15 protein-coding genes and 1 other RNA gene are annotated in these 19,652 nt (G+C 56.4%); 8 read left to right on the top strand and 8 right to left on the bottom strand.

The features are described 5' to 3' along the window. Positions 1 to 11: 11 nt before the first annotated feature. Entirely contained in the window at positions 12 to 689 is a 678-nt protein-coding gene (locus tag DBR02_RS19760) for a fimbrial biogenesis chaperone (RefSeq protein WP_107535189.1), read from the bottom strand. A gap of 57 nt (positions 690 to 746) precedes the next feature. Then, positions 747 to 1,277 carry a fimbrial protein gene (locus DBR02_RS19755; RefSeq protein ID WP_107535188.1) on the bottom strand — a complete coding sequence of 177 codons (531 nt, stop codon included), beginning with the start codon at positions 1,275 to 1,277 and terminating at the stop codon, positions 747 to 749. A 350-nt stretch (positions 1,278 to 1,627) separates the two neighbouring features. Here DBR02_RS19755 and DBR02_RS19750 point away from each other — a divergent pair, with 350 nt between their 5' ends. Both DBR02_RS19750 and DBR02_RS19745 read left to right on the top strand, forming a co-directional pair. After that, a complete protein-coding gene (locus DBR02_RS19750; protein ID WP_063866494.1) occupies positions 1,628 to 2,287 on the top strand; it encodes a winged helix-turn-helix transcriptional regulator in 660 nt (219 codons plus the stop codon). Between the two features lie 77 nt (positions 2,288 to 2,364). Further along, positions 2,365 to 2,994, top strand: coding sequence for a helix-turn-helix domain-containing protein (locus DBR02_RS19745; RefSeq protein WP_107535187.1), 630 nt, complete (start codon positions 2,365 to 2,367; stop codon positions 2,992 to 2,994). A 46-nt stretch (positions 2,995 to 3,040) separates the two neighbouring features. On the opposite strand, the gene DBR02_RS19740 is transcribed toward DBR02_RS19745, so the two are convergent. The 3 genes from DBR02_RS19740 to ydiJ all read right to left on the bottom strand — a co-directional run bounded on the left by DBR02_RS19740 (position 3,041) and on the right by ydiJ (position 6,784). After that, positions 3,041 to 3,235: a YdiH family protein gene (locus tag DBR02_RS19740; RefSeq protein ID WP_063448958.1), complete on the bottom strand. Its 195-nt coding sequence runs from the start codon at positions 3,233 to 3,235 to the stop codon at positions 3,041 to 3,043. Positions 3,236 to 3,320: 85 nt separating this feature from the next. Continuing rightward, positions 3,321 to 3,731, bottom strand: a complete 411-nt coding sequence (gene menI / locus DBR02_RS19735; protein ID WP_107535186.1) for a 1,4-dihydroxy-2-naphthoyl-CoA hydrolase — start codon at positions 3,729 to 3,731, stop codon at positions 3,321 to 3,323. After that, a complete protein-coding gene (gene ydiJ, locus DBR02_RS19730) occupies positions 3,728 to 6,784 on the bottom strand; it encodes a D-2-hydroxyglutarate dehydrogenase YdiJ (RefSeq protein WP_107535185.1) in 3,057 nt (1,018 codons plus the stop codon). Before ydiJ ends, menI begins: the two co-directional genes overlap by 4 nt. A 197-nt stretch (positions 6,785 to 6,981) precedes the next feature. Here ydiJ and ydiK point away from each other — a divergent pair, with 197 nt between their 5' ends. Both ydiK and rprA read left to right on the top strand, forming a co-directional pair. Next, positions 6,982 to 8,097 (top strand): AI-2E family transporter YdiK, encoded by a 1,116-nt coding sequence (ydiK, locus tag DBR02_RS19725; protein WP_063866486.1) that lies wholly within the window; start codon positions 6,982 to 6,984, stop codon positions 8,095 to 8,097. Between the two features lie 209 nt (positions 8,098 to 8,306). Beyond that, positions 8,307 to 8,414, top strand: an RNA gene (gene rprA, locus DBR02_RS19720) — antisense sRNA RprA. A 5-nt stretch (positions 8,415 to 8,419) separates the two neighbouring features. Here the strand turns inward: rprA and DBR02_RS19715 are convergent. From DBR02_RS19715 to ppsA, 3 genes are all read right to left on the bottom strand, one after another. Further along, complete coding sequence (locus DBR02_RS19715) at positions 8,420 to 10,795, bottom strand: glycoside hydrolase family 3 N-terminal domain-containing protein (protein ID WP_107535184.1); 2,376 nt, start codon at positions 10,793 to 10,795, stop codon at positions 8,420 to 8,422. Between the two features lie 3 nt (positions 10,796 to 10,798). Further along, on the bottom strand, positions 10,799 to 12,199 hold the full coding sequence (locus DBR02_RS19710) for an MFS transporter (protein WP_107535183.1): 1,401 nt from the start codon (positions 12,197 to 12,199) through the stop codon (positions 10,799 to 10,801). Between the two features lie 234 nt (positions 12,200 to 12,433). After that, positions 12,434 to 14,812, bottom strand: coding sequence for a phosphoenolpyruvate synthase (gene ppsA, locus DBR02_RS19705; protein WP_017384643.1), 2,379 nt, complete (start codon positions 14,810 to 14,812; stop codon positions 12,434 to 12,436). A 335-nt stretch (positions 14,813 to 15,147) separates the two neighbouring features. Here ppsA and ppsR point away from each other — a divergent pair, with 335 nt between their 5' ends. From ppsR to DBR02_RS19685, 4 genes are all read left to right on the top strand, one after another. Next, a complete protein-coding gene (gene ppsR / locus DBR02_RS19700; protein ID WP_063448964.1) occupies positions 15,148 to 15,981 on the top strand; it encodes a posphoenolpyruvate synthetase regulatory kinase/phosphorylase PpsR in 834 nt (277 codons plus the stop codon). Between the two features lie 151 nt (positions 15,982 to 16,132). Further along, on the top strand, positions 16,133 to 17,179 hold the full coding sequence (aroH, locus tag DBR02_RS19695; protein WP_107535182.1) for a 3-deoxy-7-phosphoheptulonate synthase AroH: 1,047 nt from the start codon (positions 16,133 to 16,135) through the stop codon (positions 17,177 to 17,179). A gap of 198 nt (positions 17,180 to 17,377) precedes the next feature. After that, a complete protein-coding gene (hemP, locus tag DBR02_RS19690) occupies positions 17,378 to 17,566 on the top strand; it encodes a hemin uptake protein HemP (protein WP_063163262.1) in 189 nt (62 codons plus the stop codon). A gap of 76 nt (positions 17,567 to 17,642) precedes the next feature. Further along, positions 17,643 to 19,625, top strand: a complete 1,983-nt coding sequence (locus DBR02_RS19685; protein ID WP_107535181.1) for a TonB-dependent hemoglobin/transferrin/lactoferrin family receptor — start codon at positions 17,643 to 17,645, stop codon at positions 19,623 to 19,625. The last annotated feature ends 27 nt before the right edge of the window (positions 19,626 to 19,652 follow it).

Raw genomic sequence — 19,652 nt, 5'->3', positions numbered from 1 at the left:
ATGCTAAGGGATCACAAACTGGCCCGGTGTAATTCGCCAGGACTGCCATAATCGTTAATGACTTTAAACGTCAGCGCATTGCCCTGGGCCCCCTTCGGTAACTGAAACCGGGCTGAACCTGAAGGCATTACGTACGTGACATCGTCGAGTTTTTTATCCCCTACCGTAATTTCATTGAAGTTGATAACGTACGGCGTAGGGTTATTCACCTGGAGGGTATTCCCCGCACGATGCCAGGTTAATTTGTTGGCCTGGTCTTCGGGCGTAGACGCGCGAAGAGGCTCTGGCCGATAAATCAATTTGATGCGCGTTTTAACGGCGATTTGCAGCGCGTTCATCTGCTTTGAGGCCGATGGAATAGCTTTAATATTTAACCAGAATAAACTTTCCTGTCCCTGGGGCAGCGAGCCCGTCATGACAATACGCTCAAGGTTTTTTTGCCCACCGTCCAGCCGATACAGCGGAGGGGTAATAATAAAAGGCGCTTTATCGGACTGACCATCCTGAACATCGATCCACGACTGGATTAAATAAGGAACGTTATCAGGATTAGTAATACTTATTGACGCCTCTTTTTTAGCCCCATCGAAAATAATACGGGTGCCGCCAATAACGACCCCGGCGCGGGCGGATGTCAACGTAAGCGTTAACAGCGCCATAGCCAGGCCAGTTGTGGTGATAAAACGCATTTTAATACCTCATAAAGCAAGGGGCCGGGCGGCCCCCCGCTGATGACTGCCAATGACCTAGTTGTAAACCACGGAGAAGTTTGCGACTGAGTTAGCCGGACCCGCGGTGACGGACGACGCGGTAGAAACATACTGAGCGTAGAAGTTCAGCGTATTATCGGCCGTGCTGCTCAGCGCGTAGGTATACCCATTGCTCCCGTGCAGCGGCAGATCGGCTTTATCTGCCGTCATCAGGTTAATCGCCACCCCTGTGGCTGCCCCTGCCACGGACGTATCCACCGCCAGCAGGCTGGCATTGGTTAAATCCGGCGTGCCGTCAAAACGGACTTTTGCATTAGTGACCGTCACCGGACAGTTTTTCAAAATAATATTGAACTGTGTCGCGGCCGTTCTGGCACCCGTCGTCGGAAATTCCGTTTTATAATAATCGCCTAATACCACCACCTGATTCTGAGATGCCACATCAACGTCGCAGGCAGAATCCAGAATATTCCCGTTAAAATTAACGGTACCGGCCGCCGCAAATACATTCGTCACGGTGAGTGCAGAACCTGCCGCTAACATTGCTATCATCAATTTCTTATTCATAAATCTTTATCCTGTATTACCTTATTTATTACTGACATTCAGTTGCAGAAATAAAAGCCCTGCCGACAAGTCAAAATTTATACAACTCTTATTCCGCGCACAATGATTTTCAGGGTCTAGCTGTAGACCCTGCTTTAACAAAAACAAAACATATTCGCCAGGAAACGCCTTAAGAATAATGGTCACAGTCTACTTTTAGACCTGAGTTAAAAATATTTTAAATTCAATTAATTAACTCCTGAAAAAAGATAAGTCTATAATTAGACTTGCCGAAAATATTCCCTGACCCACTGTTTTTTAAGATAATTCTTCATGCCGATCAAAAAATGATCGCATGAGTGAGGTCTCAAATGAATACCCGATTCGCCCCCGAGCCAGAAGTTGATAAGTCAACAGCGCTGGGCGCTAAGCCTTTTAAGCACATTGAAAAAATAATCGATAATGTTTTGCCGCATGCGGAGAGATGCATTATGGCTAAAGGGGACGTTATCCATTATTACTCCGGTGATACCCGTCTATGTTTTTTACTATTACACGGCAGCGTGGCCTTGCACCGCCGCGGTGACGGCATTGTTTTAAATTCTGAATCCGCGCCGTTTATACTCGGCGTAAGCAGCCAGTTTTCGTCTGAACACCTGTACGTCAGAGCGCTGGAAACCGCAGAGGTAGCTCGCGTTTCGCTGGCACATTTTAATCATGTTATTGCCCAACAGAATTTATGGGAGCATTTCTCGAACCTGCTGATCTATACCGCATCGCGCGTCTACGAGCATTGTGCCCAGATATCGCAAATGTCGGCTTATGACATCATTCGCTTTCAGCTGGTAGAACTGATGCAGGAGCCGGAAGCCATAAGACAAAACATAACCGCCGCGGCCTACATCAAAAGCCGCACCTATCTTTCACGCAGCGGTATTATGCGGATCCTGGCGGAGTTGCGGACGGGGAAATACATCACCATGGAGCGCGGCGTGCTAATCGAGATCCACCATTTACCCCGTAAGTACTGAGGCCGTATTTATCTCTGGAGAAGGTGGAAAAGAAGAGCGACACTATAGAAAGTACAGTCTCTTTCCAGGTTAACGCTATGTTTTCTGACAAACCATCGCATCGCGGCTCTCCCTATGCCCAGGAACTGATTTCTCATTTACAGCCGCACTGCGCCACGCATAAAACCGATCGCGGTGAACAGCTCGATCTTCAGGTTAACGGGCAAAGCATGTGTTATTTAATTCTTGAGGGCACGATCGCCATCTACAGAAGAAGCGACGACATGATGCTTTCAACGGCGCGCAGTCCCGCCCTGTTTGGCCTCGCTAATCTGACGGACATTTATTTTAACGATTATCTCAGAACGGTGACGCCTTGCCTGATCGGTGTGCTCACGACCGACCGCGTGGCTGACATTATTAAAGAGAAGGCGCTGTGGGGGCTGCTTTCTAAACATCTTATGTTTGTCTATAACCGCCTCTATCACAACGTCATGCCGAAAGGCGCACCAACGGCCTACGAGATGATTCGTCAGCAGCTCATGCTGCTGATGCAGGAAGATGACAACTACCGGTGCAGCGTGACGGCGGAAAAGTATATCAGGGATAAAACCCAGCTTTCCCGAAGCGGCGTAATGCGGATACTTGCTGACCTGAAAACGGGCGGGTTTATCGAAATGGAAGAAGGCCGGCTCATTAAAATTAATAAACTACCGGCTAAATACTGAGTTTCGGGTACAAAAAAGGCCGCGCTTGCGGCCTTTTCTTCACTGCTTAATGGACGTGAACGCCCAACCGCCAGGCAAAGTAGATCTCTTCTTTCAGCTCGTTTGAAGAGAGCGCCAGCAAATCCGTAAATTCCAGCTCAAGCTGTTTCAGCTTCTTCAGGTACTGCGCTGGAGACAGGTTGCTTTTATCGCGACGTAAATATTCAATTGCCAGTCGTGTTGGGGTTATTTCAGTATCCATGATGTCCTCGCTTATGTTCAAAACGTGACCAGTATATCACAACCGGACGGCTATTTTTTGACCAAAAACAAGACATCTGGAAACTTTACACAACGGCCGTCGTCAGCCTGGACGAACAGCACAGGCGATCCTGCTCGTCCAGAATATCGATCTGCCACACCTGATGACGGCCTCCGGCGTGCAGCGCACGGCAAACGCCGCGCACGCGCCCGCTGCGAACGGCGCGGATGTGGTTGGCATTGACCTCCAGCCCGACCACCTTCTGCTCCCCTTCCGTGCACAGATAGCCTGCGACTGAGCCGAGCGTTTCAGCCAGCACGACGGACGCGCCGCCGTGCAACAGGCCAAACGGCTGATGCGTACGGCTGTCTACCGGCATCGTCGCCTCCAGTTCGTTGTCGCCAATGCGCGTGAACTGGATATCCAGTAAGCCGACCATGTTTCCTGCACCCATGGCATTTAATGCCTCCAGCGTGACCGCACGTTTCGAGATCATCCCATAATCTCCAGTAAAGCCTGCAATGGATGGCGCACACCGTTACCTTCCACCCGCTTCACCTGGCTGCGACAGGAGTACCCCGTTGCCAGACAGCGGTTGCGCGGCAGGCGCTGCATTGCCTGATGCCACGACAGCTCATAAATGCCGAGGGAATTGGCGTGGTTTTTGACTTCATGACCGTAGGTGCCAGCCATACCGCAGCAGCCCACGTTGACGCTTTCCAGCTTCGCACCAAAGCGGGCGAAGATAGATGCCCACTGGGCAGGCGCCGTCGGCAGCGCGGTCACTTCAGTGCAGTGCCCAAACAGATACCAGGATTCTCCGCTGGCCTCCTGAGCGTCCGTTTGCTTCAGCACCGCAGGCAGCCACTCGTGGACCAGTAAGACCTGAAAATCACCGCGCTTATCGCCGAGCGTCTGCTTGTATTCGTCGCGATAGCAGAGCACCAGCGCCGGATCGACGCCAACCATCGGCATGCCGAGCTGCGCCACGCGGTTCAGGAAGTCTGAAGTTTTCTGCGCGGTTTTCGCAAAGCGGGTCAGGAAGCCTTTGATATGCTGCGCTTTACCGTTCGGCGAGAACGGCAGCACCACCGGCTGATAGCCCATTTTCTCCGCCAGACGGACAAAATCCGCCACCACCTGCGCATCGTAGTAGCTGGTAAACGGATCCTGCACCACCAGCACCGTCTTCGCTTTCTGCTCCGGCGAGAGTGCCTCCAGCTGTTCCAGGGTCATATTCGCCGAGCGGTGCCCCACCAGCCGACGCTGCAACGAGGGAACAGAGAGCAGCGGCAGATCGACCATCCCGATATGTTTTTCGGAAAGCTTGCGCACCAGCGGCTGGTTGATAAAGAAGTTAAAGGTTTTTGGCGCACGGGCCATCAGCGGCGCGTAGCTCTCGACCGTCGCCACCAGATGATCGCGCATTGGGCGCAGATAACGCGTGTGGTACAGCTGGAGGAAGCGTGAACGGAACTCCGGCACGTCGATTTTAATCGGGCACTGGGTTGAACACGCCTTGCACGCCAGGCAGCCGGACATCGCCTCCTTCACCTCGTGGGAGAAATCGTATTCGCCTTTATTCGCATGCCAGCTGTTGCGGGTGCGTTCGATAAGCCCGCGCAGGCTGGCGCGTTTTTCCGGCAGCTCCTGCTCCAGCTTGAGCGGGTCAACGCCGCGATCGGCCAGCAGGCGCAGCCATTCTCGCACCAGCGTCGCGCGTCCCTTCGGAGAGTGGATGCGGTTGCTGGTAATTTTCATCGACGGACACATCGGGCTTTTCACATCGAAGTTGAAGCACAGCCCGTTGCCGTTACACTCCATCGCGCCGCGCCAGGAAGCGCGCACCGCAATCGGAATTTGGCGATCATAGGTGCCGCGCTTAACGGCATCCACCCGCAACATCGGCGCATCAACGCCTTCCGGCGGGCAGATTTTACCCGGGTTGAGGCGGTTATCAGGATCGAACGCGGCCTTCACCTTACGCAGCTCGGCGTAGAGCTGTTCGCCAAAAAAGGCCGGGCTGTACTCGGCGCGGAACCCCTTGCCGTGCTCGCCCCACAGCAAACCGCCGTATTTGGCCGTCAGGGCCACAACCTCGTCGGAGATCTCCTTCATCAGGATCTCCTGCTGCGGATCGCACATGTCCAGCGCCGGGCGCACGTGCAGCACGCCCGCGTCAACGTGCCCGAACATGCCATAGCTCAGGCCATGACCGTCGAGCAGCGCGCGAAACTCAACGATGTAGTCAGCCAGATGCTCCGGCGGCACGCAGGTATCTTCCGCAAAGGGAATCGGCTTCGCCGCCCCTTTCGCGTTGCCGAGCAGCCCCACCGCCTTTTTACGCATCGCGTAGATGCGCTCGATGCCGGCGAGATCGTTACACAGCTGCCAGCCAATAACGCCGCCCTCGCCCTGGGCAATCAGCTCGTCCAGCCGCTGGCAGAGCGTGCTCACCTGGCTTTCAATGAGCTCTGCGTCGTCCCCGGCAAACTCAACGATGTTCAGGCCGAGCATCTCTTTATCCGGCACGTCGGTAATCAGCTCGCTCACCGAGTGCCAGACGATATCTTCCCGGGCCAGATTCAGCACCTTAGAGTCGACGGTTTCCACCGACAGCGCCCGCGCTTCCACCATAAACGGGGCATTACGCAGCGCGGAGTCAAAGGAGTTGTATTTGACGTTCACCAGACGGCGCACCTTCGGCAGCGGGGTGATATCCAGACGCGCTTCGGTGATAAAGGCCAGCGTACCTTCTGATCCGGTCAGTACGCGGGTAAGATCGAACTGGCTCATGTCGTCGTTGAAGACATGCCGCAGGTCGTAGCCCGTCAGGAAGCGGTTTAGCTTCGGGAATTTGTCGAGGATCAGTTCGCGTTTTTCGCGACAGCGCTCCAGCACGGTGCGATAAATCCGTCCGCTGGTGGTGCTCTCCTTTGCCAGCGTTTCGGCCAGTTCGACCGGCATCGGCTGGGTGTCGAGAATATCACCCCCCAGCAGCACCGCCCGCACCCCCATCACGTGATCGGAGGTTTTACCGTAGACCAGCGAGCCCTGCCCGGAGGCATCGGTGTTGATCATCCCGCCAAGGGTCGCGCGGTTGCTGGTGGACAGTTCCGGCGCAAAAAAATAGCCGTACGGTTTTAAAAACTGATTGAGCTGGTCCTTGATCACCCCCGCTTCCACGCGCACCCACCCCTCTTCAGGGTTGATCTCAATGATGCGGTTCATATAGCGGGACATATCAATGATGATGCCCTGATTCAGCGCCTGCCCATTGGTGCCCGTACCGCCGCCGCGCGGGGTAAAGACCAGAGAGGTGAAACGCTCCTGCGATGCCAGACGGGCGATAAGCGCCACGTCCGCGGTAGAGCGCGGGAAAACGACGGCATCGGGAAGAAGCTGGTAAATACTGTTATCGGTCGCCATCGTCAGCCTGTCGGCATAATTGGTGGCGGTATCACCTGTAAAACCCTGTTGCTCCAGTGCCTGCAAAAAATTAAGCACCAGCTGAACGACGCCAGGTGCCTGAGAAATCTGTGGGATCATGACTATCGTCCCTAATGAGAGTGGTGGGAATCGTTTGCGTTGTATCACAACTTTTTATCACATTTTTTTCTTATACGCTCAGCAGAATTACAGGCAGAATTCGCCTGTCAAAAATCGCTGAGATCATTAATGATTAAAGAGATGCGGTTTACGTTCTCGCCAGTCAGACTGGCGTTCTTTTAAGGAAAGTTTTATTTATGGTCAACCTTCGCCAGCCCAGGGATGTTGCGCAAATTTTACTGTCGGTGCTGTTCCTGGCCCTCATGATTATTGCGTGTCTGTGGATTGTTCGGCCTTTCGTGCTCGGCTTTGCCTGGGCCGCTACCGTTGTTGTCGCCACCTGGCCTTTACTCTTACGCTTGCAGAAACTGCTGTTTGGTCGTCGCGGCCTCGCCGTAATGGTGATGACGCTGCTGCTGTTCCTGCTGTTTATTATTCCCATTGCACTGCTGGTGAATAGCCTTGTGGACAGCAGCGGCCCGGTTATTCGCGCGGTCACCAGCGGTGACATGACGCTGCCGGATCTCGCGTGGCTGAACAGCATTCCGGTCGTGGGCGCTAAACTGTACAGCGGCTGGCACAGCCTGCTGGAGATGGGCGGCAGCGCGCTGATGGCGAAAGTGCGTCCGTACATCGGCACGACCACCACCTGGTTTGTGGGTCAGGCCGCCCACGTTGGCCGCTTTATGATGCACTGTGCGCTGATGCTGCTCTTCAGCGCCCTGCTCTACTGGCGCGGCGAGCAGGTTGCGCTGGGCGTACGTCATTTCGCCACCCGGCTGGCAGGAAAACGCGGCGACGCGGCCGTACTGCTGGCAGCCCAGGCCGTTCGCGCGGTGGCGCTTGGCGTGGTGGTGACGGCGCTGGTGCAGGCCGTGCTTGGCGGTATCGGGCTGGCGATCTCCGGCGTCCCTTATGCCACTATTTTCACCGTCGTCATGCTGATGACCTGTCTGGCGCAGCTTGGTCCGTTGCTGGTACTGGTCCCCTGCATTATCTGGCTTTACTGGACGGGTGATACGACCTGGGGCACAGTGCTGCTGGTCTGGAGCTGCGTGGTGGGCACCATGGATAACGTGATTCGCCCGCTGCTTATTCGCATGGGCGCTGACCTGCCGCTGATCCTGATCCTGTCCGGGGTGATCGGGGGGTTGATTGCCTTCGGCATGATTGGTCTGTTCATCGGTCCGGTGCTGCTTGCGGTAACCTGGCGTCTCTTCTCCGCCTGGGTGCATGAAGTGCCGCCGCCGGGAACCGATCCGGACGTCATGTTAAGGGAACTAGAAGAGCTGGAAGACAAGAACGCGCAGTAAGGTTTTATGCCGGGTAGCCCCAGCGCTTACCCGGCCTACACTCTTCGCAGCAATACTTAAACGTTGCTAAACTATTTATTCTCTGCACACTGGTCAGACCCGCCTTTTCCAGCCTAAAACCGTTATTCTCTTCAAGAAATCTTTACCTACCTTTAACTATTGAGACGAATCCGATCGACTCAAAATCCTGGCATGCCTACTATTAAGACACGGTTATAAATCAACACCTTGATTTATAAGCATGGAAATCCCCTGAGTGAAACAACGAATTGCTGTGTGTAGTCTTTGCCCATCTCCCACGATGGGCTTTTTTTTATCCTTTTTACGTTCGCGTAATGTCACAGCGGCTGAGCATCTGCCAGTCACCCGCCAGCACCCGCGTCTCCCCGGTCACCTGCACCGTCACAACCTCGCGAATATCAACCGAGGAAGCGCCAACCTGTAGCTCAAACTCCCCTGGCTCGACAATTCGCTTCCCGTCCCGGCGGGTGAAATTGAACATCGCCACCGGCAGGGTAAAGGTCAGCGTGGCGGTTTCTCCCGGTGCAAGCGTAACGCGCTGGAACGCTTTCAGCTCCTGAAGCGGACGAACCTGCGTGGCGACCTTATCGCGCACGTAGACCTGCACCACTTCACTGCCGCTGCGCTCGCCGGCGTTGGTGATATCGATACGTAATGTCACCTCTCCAGCGATCGGGACGCGGCTTTCAGCCAGCCGTGCCGCTCCCCAGCTAAATTGCGTCCAGCCGAGCCCGTAACCAAACGGGTAACGCGCGCCGAAATGGAAGGCAAACGGCGTGCCCCCGCTTTTCAGCTTGTGATTGTAGTAGTACGGCATCGCCCCGGCGCTTTTCGGCACGCTCACCACCAGCCTGCCCTGCGGTTCGGCGCGGCCGGTTAACACATCGGCAATTGCCCAACCGCCTTCCTGTCCGGGCGCCCAGGCCATTATCAGCGCGGCCACCTTCTCTTCCAGCCCCTGAAGGTTATAAGGACGCCCGCCCGTCATGACGACAATCACCGGCTTGCCGGTTGCCACCAGCGCGTCCAGCAGCTGTTGCTGCACGCCCGGCAGATCCAGCGAATCGGTGTCCGAGCCTTCCCCCACGGTGCCGCTCTGGAATAGCCCGGCAAGGTCGCCAACGCAGGCCACCACTACGTCACTCGCTTGTGCAGCGCTCACGGCATCGGGGATCAGATCCGTGCGTTGCGACACTGGGGACTGCTGCATCGGCTTACCGCCGCTGTCGCCCGGGAAAACCGGCGCGCCCGCCATCCGTTTTTCAATAATGTGACACCCTTTCGCGTAACGTATCTGCGATGCGCCAAGGTACTGCTCCAGCGCCGCGCGCGGGGTGGTCACCTGCGAGGTCTCTTCAACCATATCGCTGATGATCAGGTGAACCGGGAAGCTGTAGCCGCTCAGTAGCGCCAGCGGATCGTCTGCCGTCGGCCCGACTACCGCTACACGCGGTTTGCCGCCCAGAGGCAAAATGCCGTTATTTTCCAGCAGCGTTATCGATGTGGTTGCCACCTCGCGCGCCGCCTGTCGGGTCGCCTCGCTTTGCAAATCGATACCGTCTTCATCGACGTACGGGTTTTCAAACAGCCCGAGGCGGAATTTTTCACCCAGCACGCGCGCCACAATCTCATCCACCTTCGCCATGGAGATGAGCCCACGCTCTACCGCTTCCGCCAGGTGCCGCGCGCAGTCATCCTTCGGCAACTCCACGTCCAGCCCGGCGTTAAACGCCAGCGCAGCCGATTCCGCTGGATCGTGAGAAATTCCGTGGTGCTGGTGCAGCAGGCTGACGCCGCCGTAGTCCGCCACGATAATGCCGTCGAAGCCCCACTGCTCGCGCAAAACGGTGGTGAGCAGGAAATGGTCGCTGTGGCCCGGCTGATTATCGATGTCGTGATAGGCTGGCATCACGGAACCGGCGTTGGCCAGCTTGACCGCCATCTCAAACGGCAGCAGGAACGTATCGTTTAGCTCGCTGAAGCCGAGATGGACCGGGGCATGGTTGCGCGCCCCTTCGCTGAATGAGTGGCCCACGTAATGCTTCAGGGTCGCCAGCAGATCGCGCTTGTCACCCTGCAACCCCTTCACGTACGCCGTGGCCATCACCCCCACCAGCCACGGATCTTCGCCAAAGGTCTCTTCCGTACGCCCCCAGCGTACGTCTCGCGAGACGTCCAGCACCGGGGCCAGCCCCTGCTGGCACCCGACTGAGCGGGCCTCTTTGCCAATCTGCTCCGCCGCGCGCTGCACCAGCGCCGGGTCCCAGGTGGAACCATAGTTCAGCGACGACGGGAAGAGCGTGGCGTCTTTACACAGCAAGCCGACCAGACACTCCTCATGGAACAGCGCCGGAATGCCGAGCCGGGTCTCCTCCATCATCAGGCGTTGCAGGCGGTTGGCGGCACGCACGCCGGTCTTCGCATCGACAATGTGTGTGCCGAGCGGACGGGTGATCTGCCCGACGCCCAGCTTCAGCCTTTCGCTGAGGGACGCCTGTTCGCTTACACCGGCAAACTCATCGCTCAGATCGCTGCGCTCGCGATGGTTGCCGTTTTCATCGAGGATCAGCCAGTATGCGTGCATCTGGGCAAATTTCTCTTCCGGGGTCATACGCGCCAGTAGATCGGCGACACGCTCGTGTACGGGACGTCCCGCGTCCCTGTAGATCGCAGTCATGGTTTACTCCTGTAGTGCGGATTGCGCTGCCGGGCTAAGCTGCCCCGCATCGTTTCGAATATCGCGTTTGCTGGCCAGCTCCCGGGCGATGGCGTCCACCAGCCGGCTGTTGAGTTTGTAGATGGCAAGGAGTGCCACCATGCACAGGAACAGCGCGCAGGGGATCAGGGTGAACAGCGCGTTGATCGTTGCGAGTACGTGAGGGGCCTGGTTTGCCTGTCCGGGAGCGTAATCCACCATGCCAAGCACCCAACCGACCACTGCCCCACCCAGCGCCAGCCCAAACTTGATGGCAAACAGGGCGGTAGAGAAGACCAGCCCGTCCAGGCGGCGGCCGCTGCGGTGCTCTTCGTAGTCCACCACGTCTGAGAACATGGTCCATTGCAGCGGCGTGGTCAGGTTCTGAATAAAACTAAACACAATATTCAGACCGAATATCAGCCACACCTGCGAAGGGGGAATGAAGAAAATCAGTGCGCCAAAAATAACGAAGGAAATAATGGTCCACTGATAGGCACGCACGCGGTCGAATTTCCCCAGCAGGCGTTCTGATAATAATGCGCCGCTCAGGGATGCCACCATGCCGGAAACAATAAAGGCAAAGACCAGATCGGGACGTAACAGAACATAGTTAACGTAATACATGGTCGCCGAGCCGCGCGTCACGACAGCGGTTAACAGTAAAATATTAAACAGAAAAACAATTCGCCACTGGCTGTTGCCGGCCAGCAGTTTTAAATCCGTCAGCATCGAGCCGGAGGTGTCATTGCGCGGAGAGTAGCGCTCCCGGGTCATAAAGAAGCAGCAGAAGAATAAAACAATCCCCAGCAGCCCCATCAGGCTCATGGCATAGAAATAGCCTTTCTGCACATTACCCTGGCCTAATAATGAGACCAGCGGCAGCGCAATAACCGTCACAATCAACCCGCCGATAAACGACAGGCCAAAGCGCCAGGATTGCAGCGAGTGGCGCTCGCGCGGGTCGAGCGTCAGCGCGCCGGGCATGGCGCAGTAAGGCACGTTAATAGCGGAGTAGATCAGGCTCAGGATGGCATACGTCACGCAGGCATAGACAATTTTCGCCGTCGCCCCGGCATCCGGCACGTAGAAGGTAATGAGGCAGCTCACGCCAAACGGAATGGCAAACCAGAGCAGCCAGGGGCGAAAACGACCGTGGCGCGTCTGAGTGCGATCCACCAGCGCGCCAATGCACGGGTCGACAAACGCATCGACCACGCGCACCACTAAAAACATGGTGCCCATAATGGCCGCTGGCAAACCGAATACGTCCGTATAGAAATAAGCGAGAAATAACGTTGCCGTTTGCCAGACCAGCGCTCTGGCCATATCACCCAGGCCATAACCTATTTTATCTTTGGTGCGTAATACAGAGGAGATTGTCATTGTTATTTGCCTTTTTATCAGGTTAAAACGTATTTCAACCAGTCGCGCATCATCCCGAAGGATGCACGCGGTAAGGCTCAAGTATTAGCAACGCCTTGTCCGCTAACAATTGTCTAAATTAACAGGTAAATTATGATATTTGGTTTTTTGCTTTATTTGTGATGGTGAGCATATTCGCAGGAAAATAAAAAAGGCGAGGACAGATATCCTCGCCTTTTTCAGGTTATGCCGGTTTTACTTGTTCAGCTCTGCCAGGCTCAGCCAGGTTTGCACCACGGTGTCCGGGTTCAGGGAGAGGCTATCAATCCCCTCGTCCATCAGCCAGGCCGCAAAGTCTTCGTGGTCAGACGGACCCTGACCGCAAATGCCAACGTATTTACCCTGTTTCTTCGCCGCGCGAATGGCCATGGAGAGCAGCGCTTTCACCGCCTCGTTACGCTCGTCGAACAGCTCAGAGACGACGCCGGAGTCGCGGTCGAGACCCAGCGCCAGCTGTGTCATGTCGTTCGAGCCGATGGAGAAGCCGTCGAAGTGCTCCAGGAACTGCTCTGCCAGCAGGGCGTTGGACGGAATTTCACACATCATGATGATCTTCAGCCCGTTCTCGCCGCGCTTCAGCCCCTGACGCGCCAGCTCGTCCACCACCGCTTTCGCCTGATCCACGGTACGGACGAACGGGATCATGATCTCCACGTTGGTCAGCCCCATGTCGTTGCGCACGCGTTTCACCGCCTCGCACTCCAGCGCGAAGCAGTCGCGGAAGCTTTCTGACACGTAGCGGCCTGCGCCGCGGAAGCCCAGCATCGGGTTCTCTTCTTCCGGCTCGTAGCGCTCGCCGCCCACCAGGTTGGCGTATTCGTTGGACTTAAAGTCCGACAGGCGCACGATCACGCGTTTCGGGTAGAAGGCCGCGCCGAGCGTGGCGATCCCTTCCGTCAGGCGGCCAACATAGAACTCTCTCGGCGAGTCGTAACCCTTCATCATCTCGCGGATTTCGTTTTGCAGCTTCGCGTCCTGGTCGTCGAACTCCAGCAGCGCGCGCGGGTGAACGCCGATCATGCGGTTGATGATGAATTCCAGACGCGCCAGGCCTACGCCTTCGTTCGGCAGGCAGGCGAAGTCAAACGCGCGGTCCGGGTTACCGACGTTCATCATGATCTTCAGCGGCAGGTCCGGCATGGTATCCACGCTGGAGCTTTTCACGCTGAAGTCAAGGATATCGGCATACACGTACCCAGTATCGCCTTCAGCGCAGGAGACCGTCACCTTCTGGTCGTCCTTCATGCGTTCGGTCGCGTCACCGCAGCCGACGACCGCCGGGATCCCCAGCTCACGGGCGATGATTGCCGCGTGACAGGTGCGTCCACCGCGGTTGGTGACGATGGCGGCCGCTTTCTTCATGATCGGTTCCCAGTCCGGGTCGGTCATGTCGGTCACCAGCACGTCGCCGGGCTGAATGCGGTTCATTTCGCTGATGTCGTGGATCACCTTCACCGGACCGGCACCGATGCGGTGACCAATCGCGCGGCCTTCCGCAACAATTTTACCCTGTGCGTGCAGGGTGTAGCGCTCCATGACCTGACCGCGAGAACGGACGGTTTCCGGACGCGCCTGCACGATAAACAGCTTGCCGGTGTGGCCGTCTTTCGCCCACTCGATGTCCATCGGGCGGCCATAGTGTTTTTCAATCTGTACCGCCTGCTTCGCCAGCTCTTCTACCTCGGCATCGGTCAGGGAGAAGCGGTCGCGCTGCTCCTGCGGCACATCTTCAATCGTGACCTGCTTGCCGTGCTCTTGCGTCGGGGCATAGATCATGCGGATTTTTTTCGAGCCCATGGTACGGCGCACCACCGCCGGGCGGTTTGCCGCAAGCGTTGGCTTGTGAACGTAAAATTCGTCAGGGTTCACTGCCCCCTGCACCACCATCTCACCCAGGCCCCACGCGGAGGTGATAAACACCACCTGGTCGAAGCCGGATTCGGTATCAATCGAGAACATCACGCCGGACGATCCCACGTCGGAGCGCACCATGCGCTGCACGCCAGCAGAAAGCGCGACGCCGCGATGGTCGTAGCCCTGGTGCACACGATAGGAAATGGCGCGGTCGTTGAACAGGGAAGCGAAGACGTGCTTCACCGCCACCAGCACCGCGTCATAGCCCTGAACGTTCAGGAACGTTTCCTGCTGACCGGCGAAAGAGGCGTCCGGCATGTCTTCTGCGGTGGCGGAGGAGCGCACGGCAAAGGAGGCCTGCGCGTCGTCAGCGGAGAGCTGGTTGTACGCGTCGTGAATGGCTTTTTCCAGTTCCGGCTGGAAAGGTGTGTCGATAATCCACTGGCGGATTTGTGCGCCGGCTTTGGCAAGCTCGGTCACGTCATCAATATCCGTTTTATCCAGCAGGTCGTAAATGCGCTGGTTTACACCGCTCTGGTCTAAAAACAGGTTAAACGCATCGGCGGTTGTGGCAAACCCGTTTGGTACGGAGACACCCATACCGGACAGATTTGTAATCATTTCACCCAGGGAGGCATTTTTGCCCCCAACTCTGTCTACATCATTCATGCCGAGTTGGTTATACCAAAGCACCAGCGGTGACGAGCCATTGTTGGACATCGAAACAATCCTTTTGTGATATTTGATCGGAGTAAGAAACACCTGACTACGTATTTATACTGGCATATTTATTTCCGCTAAAAAAACGGTGAATCGTGTAAGCAATTTTAATTTTCAACTTTTCGGACACTTTCCATACGCTTGCTAACCCGATGATTCCTATAGATTCCGCCAGAAACCATAAAAATAAAGCCGCTATTCGGAAAATGAAATCCGGTTTTCAGGAAAATCAAAAACACCATTTCATTTTAAATTCAGATAAGTTCTTAGCTGTGAAATTAACTTTTTTAATTTATGCTTTCAGGCAATTACGTACGCTATTCAGGGTGAATAAAATGGATAATGCTGTCGATCGCCACGTTTTTTATATTTCTGATGGGACGGCGATCACCGCCGAGGTGCTGGGCCACGCGGTGATGTCGCAGTTTCCCGTGTCGATAAACAGCATCACGCTGCCGTTCGTAGAAAACGAGAGCCGGGCCAAAGCGGTCAAGGACCAGATCGACGCCATTTATCAGCAGACCGGCGTTCGTCCGCTGGTGTTCTATTCCATCGTGATCCCCGAGATCCGCAACATCATTCTGCAAAGCGAAGGGTTCTGTCAGGACATCGTGCAGGCGCTGGTTGCACCGCTGCAAAGCGAGCTGAAGCTCGACCCGACGCCCATCGCCCACCGTACCCACGGGCTAAACCCCGGCAACCTGACCAAATACGATGCGCGTATTGCCGCCATTGACTATACCCTGGCGCACGACGACGGGATCTCGCTGCGCAATCTGGATCAGGCGCAGGTCATTTTGCTCGGCGTGTCGCGCTGCGGTAAAACCCCCACCAGCCTTTACCTGGCGATGCAGTTTGGCATTCGCGCCGCCAACTACCCCTTTATTGCCGATGATATGGATAACCTGGTGCTACCCGCCGCGCTCAAGCCGCTCCAGCATAAGCTGTTTGGGCTGACCATCAACCCGGAACGTCTGGCGGCGATCCGCGAAGAACGTCGCGAGAACAGCCGCTACGCCTCGATGCGCCAGTGTCGAATGGAAGTCGCCGAAGTCGAAGCGCTGTACCGAAAAAACCAGATCCCCTGGCTGAACAGCACCAACTATTCGGTAGAAGAAATTGCCACCAAAATCCTCGACATCATGGGGCTGAATCGCCGCATGTACTAATATGCTAGTACATTAATCCAGTTTCAGTTATGATTACGCTCATCCTCGGGGCGACGCGCCCCGAACTTGAAATCAGCAGGGATTGGTTTAAGGTGATGCCCATCACTTCCCGGTAGTCTGCCGATGAAGCAAAAAATTTCTGAGACATTCCATGAACAAAACCGACGAACTTCGCACTGCGCGCATTGATAGCCTGGTCACACCGGCTGAACTGGCACAGCTGCACCCCGTTTCCCCCGAGGTGGCGGACCATGTGACGGCCTCCCGTCGTCGCATCGAAAAAATTCTCAATGGTGAAGACAAACGTCTTCTGGTGGTGATTGGCCCCTGCTCCATTCACGACCTGGACGCGGCGATGGATTATGCGAAACGCCTTCAGACGCTGCGCGAAACGTATCAGGATCGGCTGGAGATCGTGATGCGTACCTACTTTGAAAAGCCGCGCACCGTGGTGGGCTGGAAAGGGCTGATTTCCGATCCCGATCTGAACGGCAGCTACCGGGTGAATCACGGTATTGCCCTGGCGCGCAAGCTGCTGCTACAGGTTAACGAGCTGGGCGTGCCGACCGCCACCGAATTCCTGGATATGGTGACCGGACAGTTTATTGCCGACCTCATCAGCTGGGGCGCGATTGGTGCGCGCACCACCGAAAGCCAGATCCACCGTGAAATGGCGTCGGCGCTCTCCTGCCCGGTGGGCTTTAAAAACGGAACTGACGGCAATACCCGAATTGCCGTCGATGCCATCCGCGCGTCGCGCGCCAGCCATATGTTCCTCTCTCCGGATAAAAACGGCCAGATGACCATCTACCAGACCAGCGGCAACCCTTACGGCCACATCATTATGCGCGGCGGTAAAAAGCCGAACTACCACGCGGAAGATATTGCCGCCGCCTGTGAAACACTGGCGGAGTTTGACCTGCCGGAGCATCTGGTGGTGGATTTCAGCCACGGCAACTGCCAGAAACAGCACCGCCGCCAGCTGGACGTCTGCGATGAAGTCTGCCAGCAGATCCGCAGCGGCTCGACCGCCATTGCGGGGATTATGGCGGAGAGCTTTATCAAAGAAGGCACCCAGAAGATCGTGGCCGGACAGCACATGGTGTACGGCCAGTCGATTACCGACCCTTGCCTAAGCTGGGAAGACAGCGAACGGCTGCTGGAGAAGCTGGCTGCGGCGGTTGATTCTCGATTTTAAACCCTTGCCGGGTGGCGGCTACGCCTTACCCGGCCTACGGTTCGTGCCGTTGTAGGCCCGGTAAGGCGTAGCCGCCACCGGGCGTTTCATTGCACAAATTTGATCCCGTCACACAATTTTCACAAAAACGCTTGCTGTGAAAATGCAGTTTATTGATAATGATTATCATTGTTACATTGATTGTTATTTATAAACATTATGTCACCGACCGATAACAGCGCAGCAACGCCAGTAAAAACACACACAGCGCCATCCCCTGCTTCCACCGATCGCCGCATCGACAGCAAAAGCCTGTTGGGTGAGGAAGGCCGGGTGATTATCGAGCATGACGGCCAGCACTATCTGCTGCGCCAGACCAATGCCGGAAAACTGATCCTGACAAAATAAACCAGACAAAACCTTCGCCAGCCACCCAGGTGATCCCCAGGCAGCCAGCGCTTTTCAATTCTTATGGAGAGTTGCTATGCCACACCTGCAATCCGCGTCTTTACGCCCGTCCCTTCTGGCGCTGGCGATTGTCAGCACCCTGCCGGGCGTTGCGTTTGCCGCCGCAGACGATATCACCGTTACCGCCACCGGCAATGCCCGCAGCGCCTTTGAAGCCCCCATGATGGTGAGCGTGATTGACGCCACCGCCCCGGAAAACCAGACCGCCAGCTCCGCCGCCGACCTGCTGCGCAAGGTGCCTGGCCTGATGCTGGACGGCACCGGTCGCACCAACGGCCAGGACGTTAACCTGCGCGGTTACGACCGCCGTGGCGTGCTGGTGCTGGTGGATGGCGTACGCCAGGGTACCGATACCGGACACCTGAACAGCACGTTCCTCGACCCGGCGCTGATCAAACGTATTGAAGTGGTGCGCGGTCCTTCTGCCCTGCTGTACGGCAGCGGCGCGCTGGGTGGCGTGATTTCGTATGATACCGTCGACGCCAGCGATCTGCTGGACGCAGGTAAAAACAGCGGCTATCGCGTGTTTGCTACCGGCGCGACGGGCGATCGCAGCATCGGAATGGGTGCCAGCGCCTATGGCCGCACCGATACCCTTGACGGCCTGGTCTCCTGGTCCAGCCGCGATCGCGGCGACATTCGCCAGAGCGACGGCGCGAGGGCACCAAACGACGAGTCCATCAACAATATGCTGGCGAAAGGCAGCTGGAAAATCGACCCGGCTCAGACCCTGAGCGGCTCCCTGCGCTACTACAACAACGACGCGCAGGAGCCAAAAAATCCGCAGACCACGGATGCCAACAGCAGTAACCCGATGACCGACCGTTCCACCATTCAGCGCGATGCCCAGCTTGGCTACCGCATTGCGCCCGCCGGAAACGACTGGCTGAACGCCGATGCGAAAATTTACTGGTCCGAAGCACGGATCAACGCCCAGAACATTGACGCCAGCGGCGAGTTCCGTAAGCAGACCACCAAAGGCGGCAAAGTGGAAAACCGCACCCGCCTGTTCAGCGACTCTTTTGCCTCGCACCTGCTGACCTACGGCGGGGAATACTATCGTCAGGAGCAACACCCTGGCGGCGCGACCACCGGCTTCCCGGACGCGAAGATCGACTTTAGCTCCGGCTGGTTACAGGATGAGATCACCCTGCGCGACCTGCCGGTAACGCTTCTCGGCGGGACGCGTTACGACAACTACCGCGGCAGCAGCAGCGGTTACGACGACGTGGATGCGGATAAGTGGTCTTCACGCGCCGGGTTAACCGTGAGTCCAGCCGACTGGCTGATGCTGTTCGGCTCTTACGCACAGGCCTTCCGCGCGCCAACGATGGGCGAGATGTATAACGACTCGAAGCACTTCTCCATCGGCAGTTTCTACACCAACTACTGGGTGCCGAACCCGAACCTGCGTCCGGAAACTAACGAAACCCAGGAGTTCGGTTTTGGGCTGCGTTTTGACGATCTCATGCTCGCCAACGACGCGCTGGAGTTCAAAGCCAGCTACTTCGACACCAAAGCGAAAGATTACATCTCCACCACCGTCGATTTTGCGGCGGCTACCACCATGTCCTACAACGTGCCAAACGCCAAAATCTGGGGCTGGGACATGATGGCGACCTACTCGACCAGTCTGTTCAACCTCGACGTGGCCTACAACCGCACGCGCGGGAAAGATACCGACACGGGCGAATATATCTCCAGCATTAATCCGGACACCGTCACCAGCAAGCTGGATATCCCGGTGGCGCAAAGCGGCTTCTCCGTGGGTTGGATCGGCACCTTCGTCGAACGTTCAACGCACATCAGCAGCAGTTACAGCGAGCAGCCGGGCTATGCGGTTAACGACTTCTACGTCAGCTACAAAGGCCAGCAGCAGTTCAAAGGCATCACCACCACCCTCGTACTGGGGAACGCCTTTGATAAAGCCTACTGGTCACCGCAGGGCATTCCGCAGGACGGTCGCAACGGTAAAATTTTCGTCAGTTATCAGTGGTAATCCCCGTCGGGGCAACGATTCAGAAGG

It is taken from the genome of Enterobacter cloacae complex sp. (genome assembly GCF_900322725.1).
GTDB lineage: Bacteria > Pseudomonadota > Gammaproteobacteria > Enterobacterales > Enterobacteriaceae > Enterobacter > Enterobacter quasihormaechei.
The sequence above is the reverse complement of the archived record's forward strand: the minus strand, read 5'-3'. Positions and strand labels throughout refer to the sequence as shown.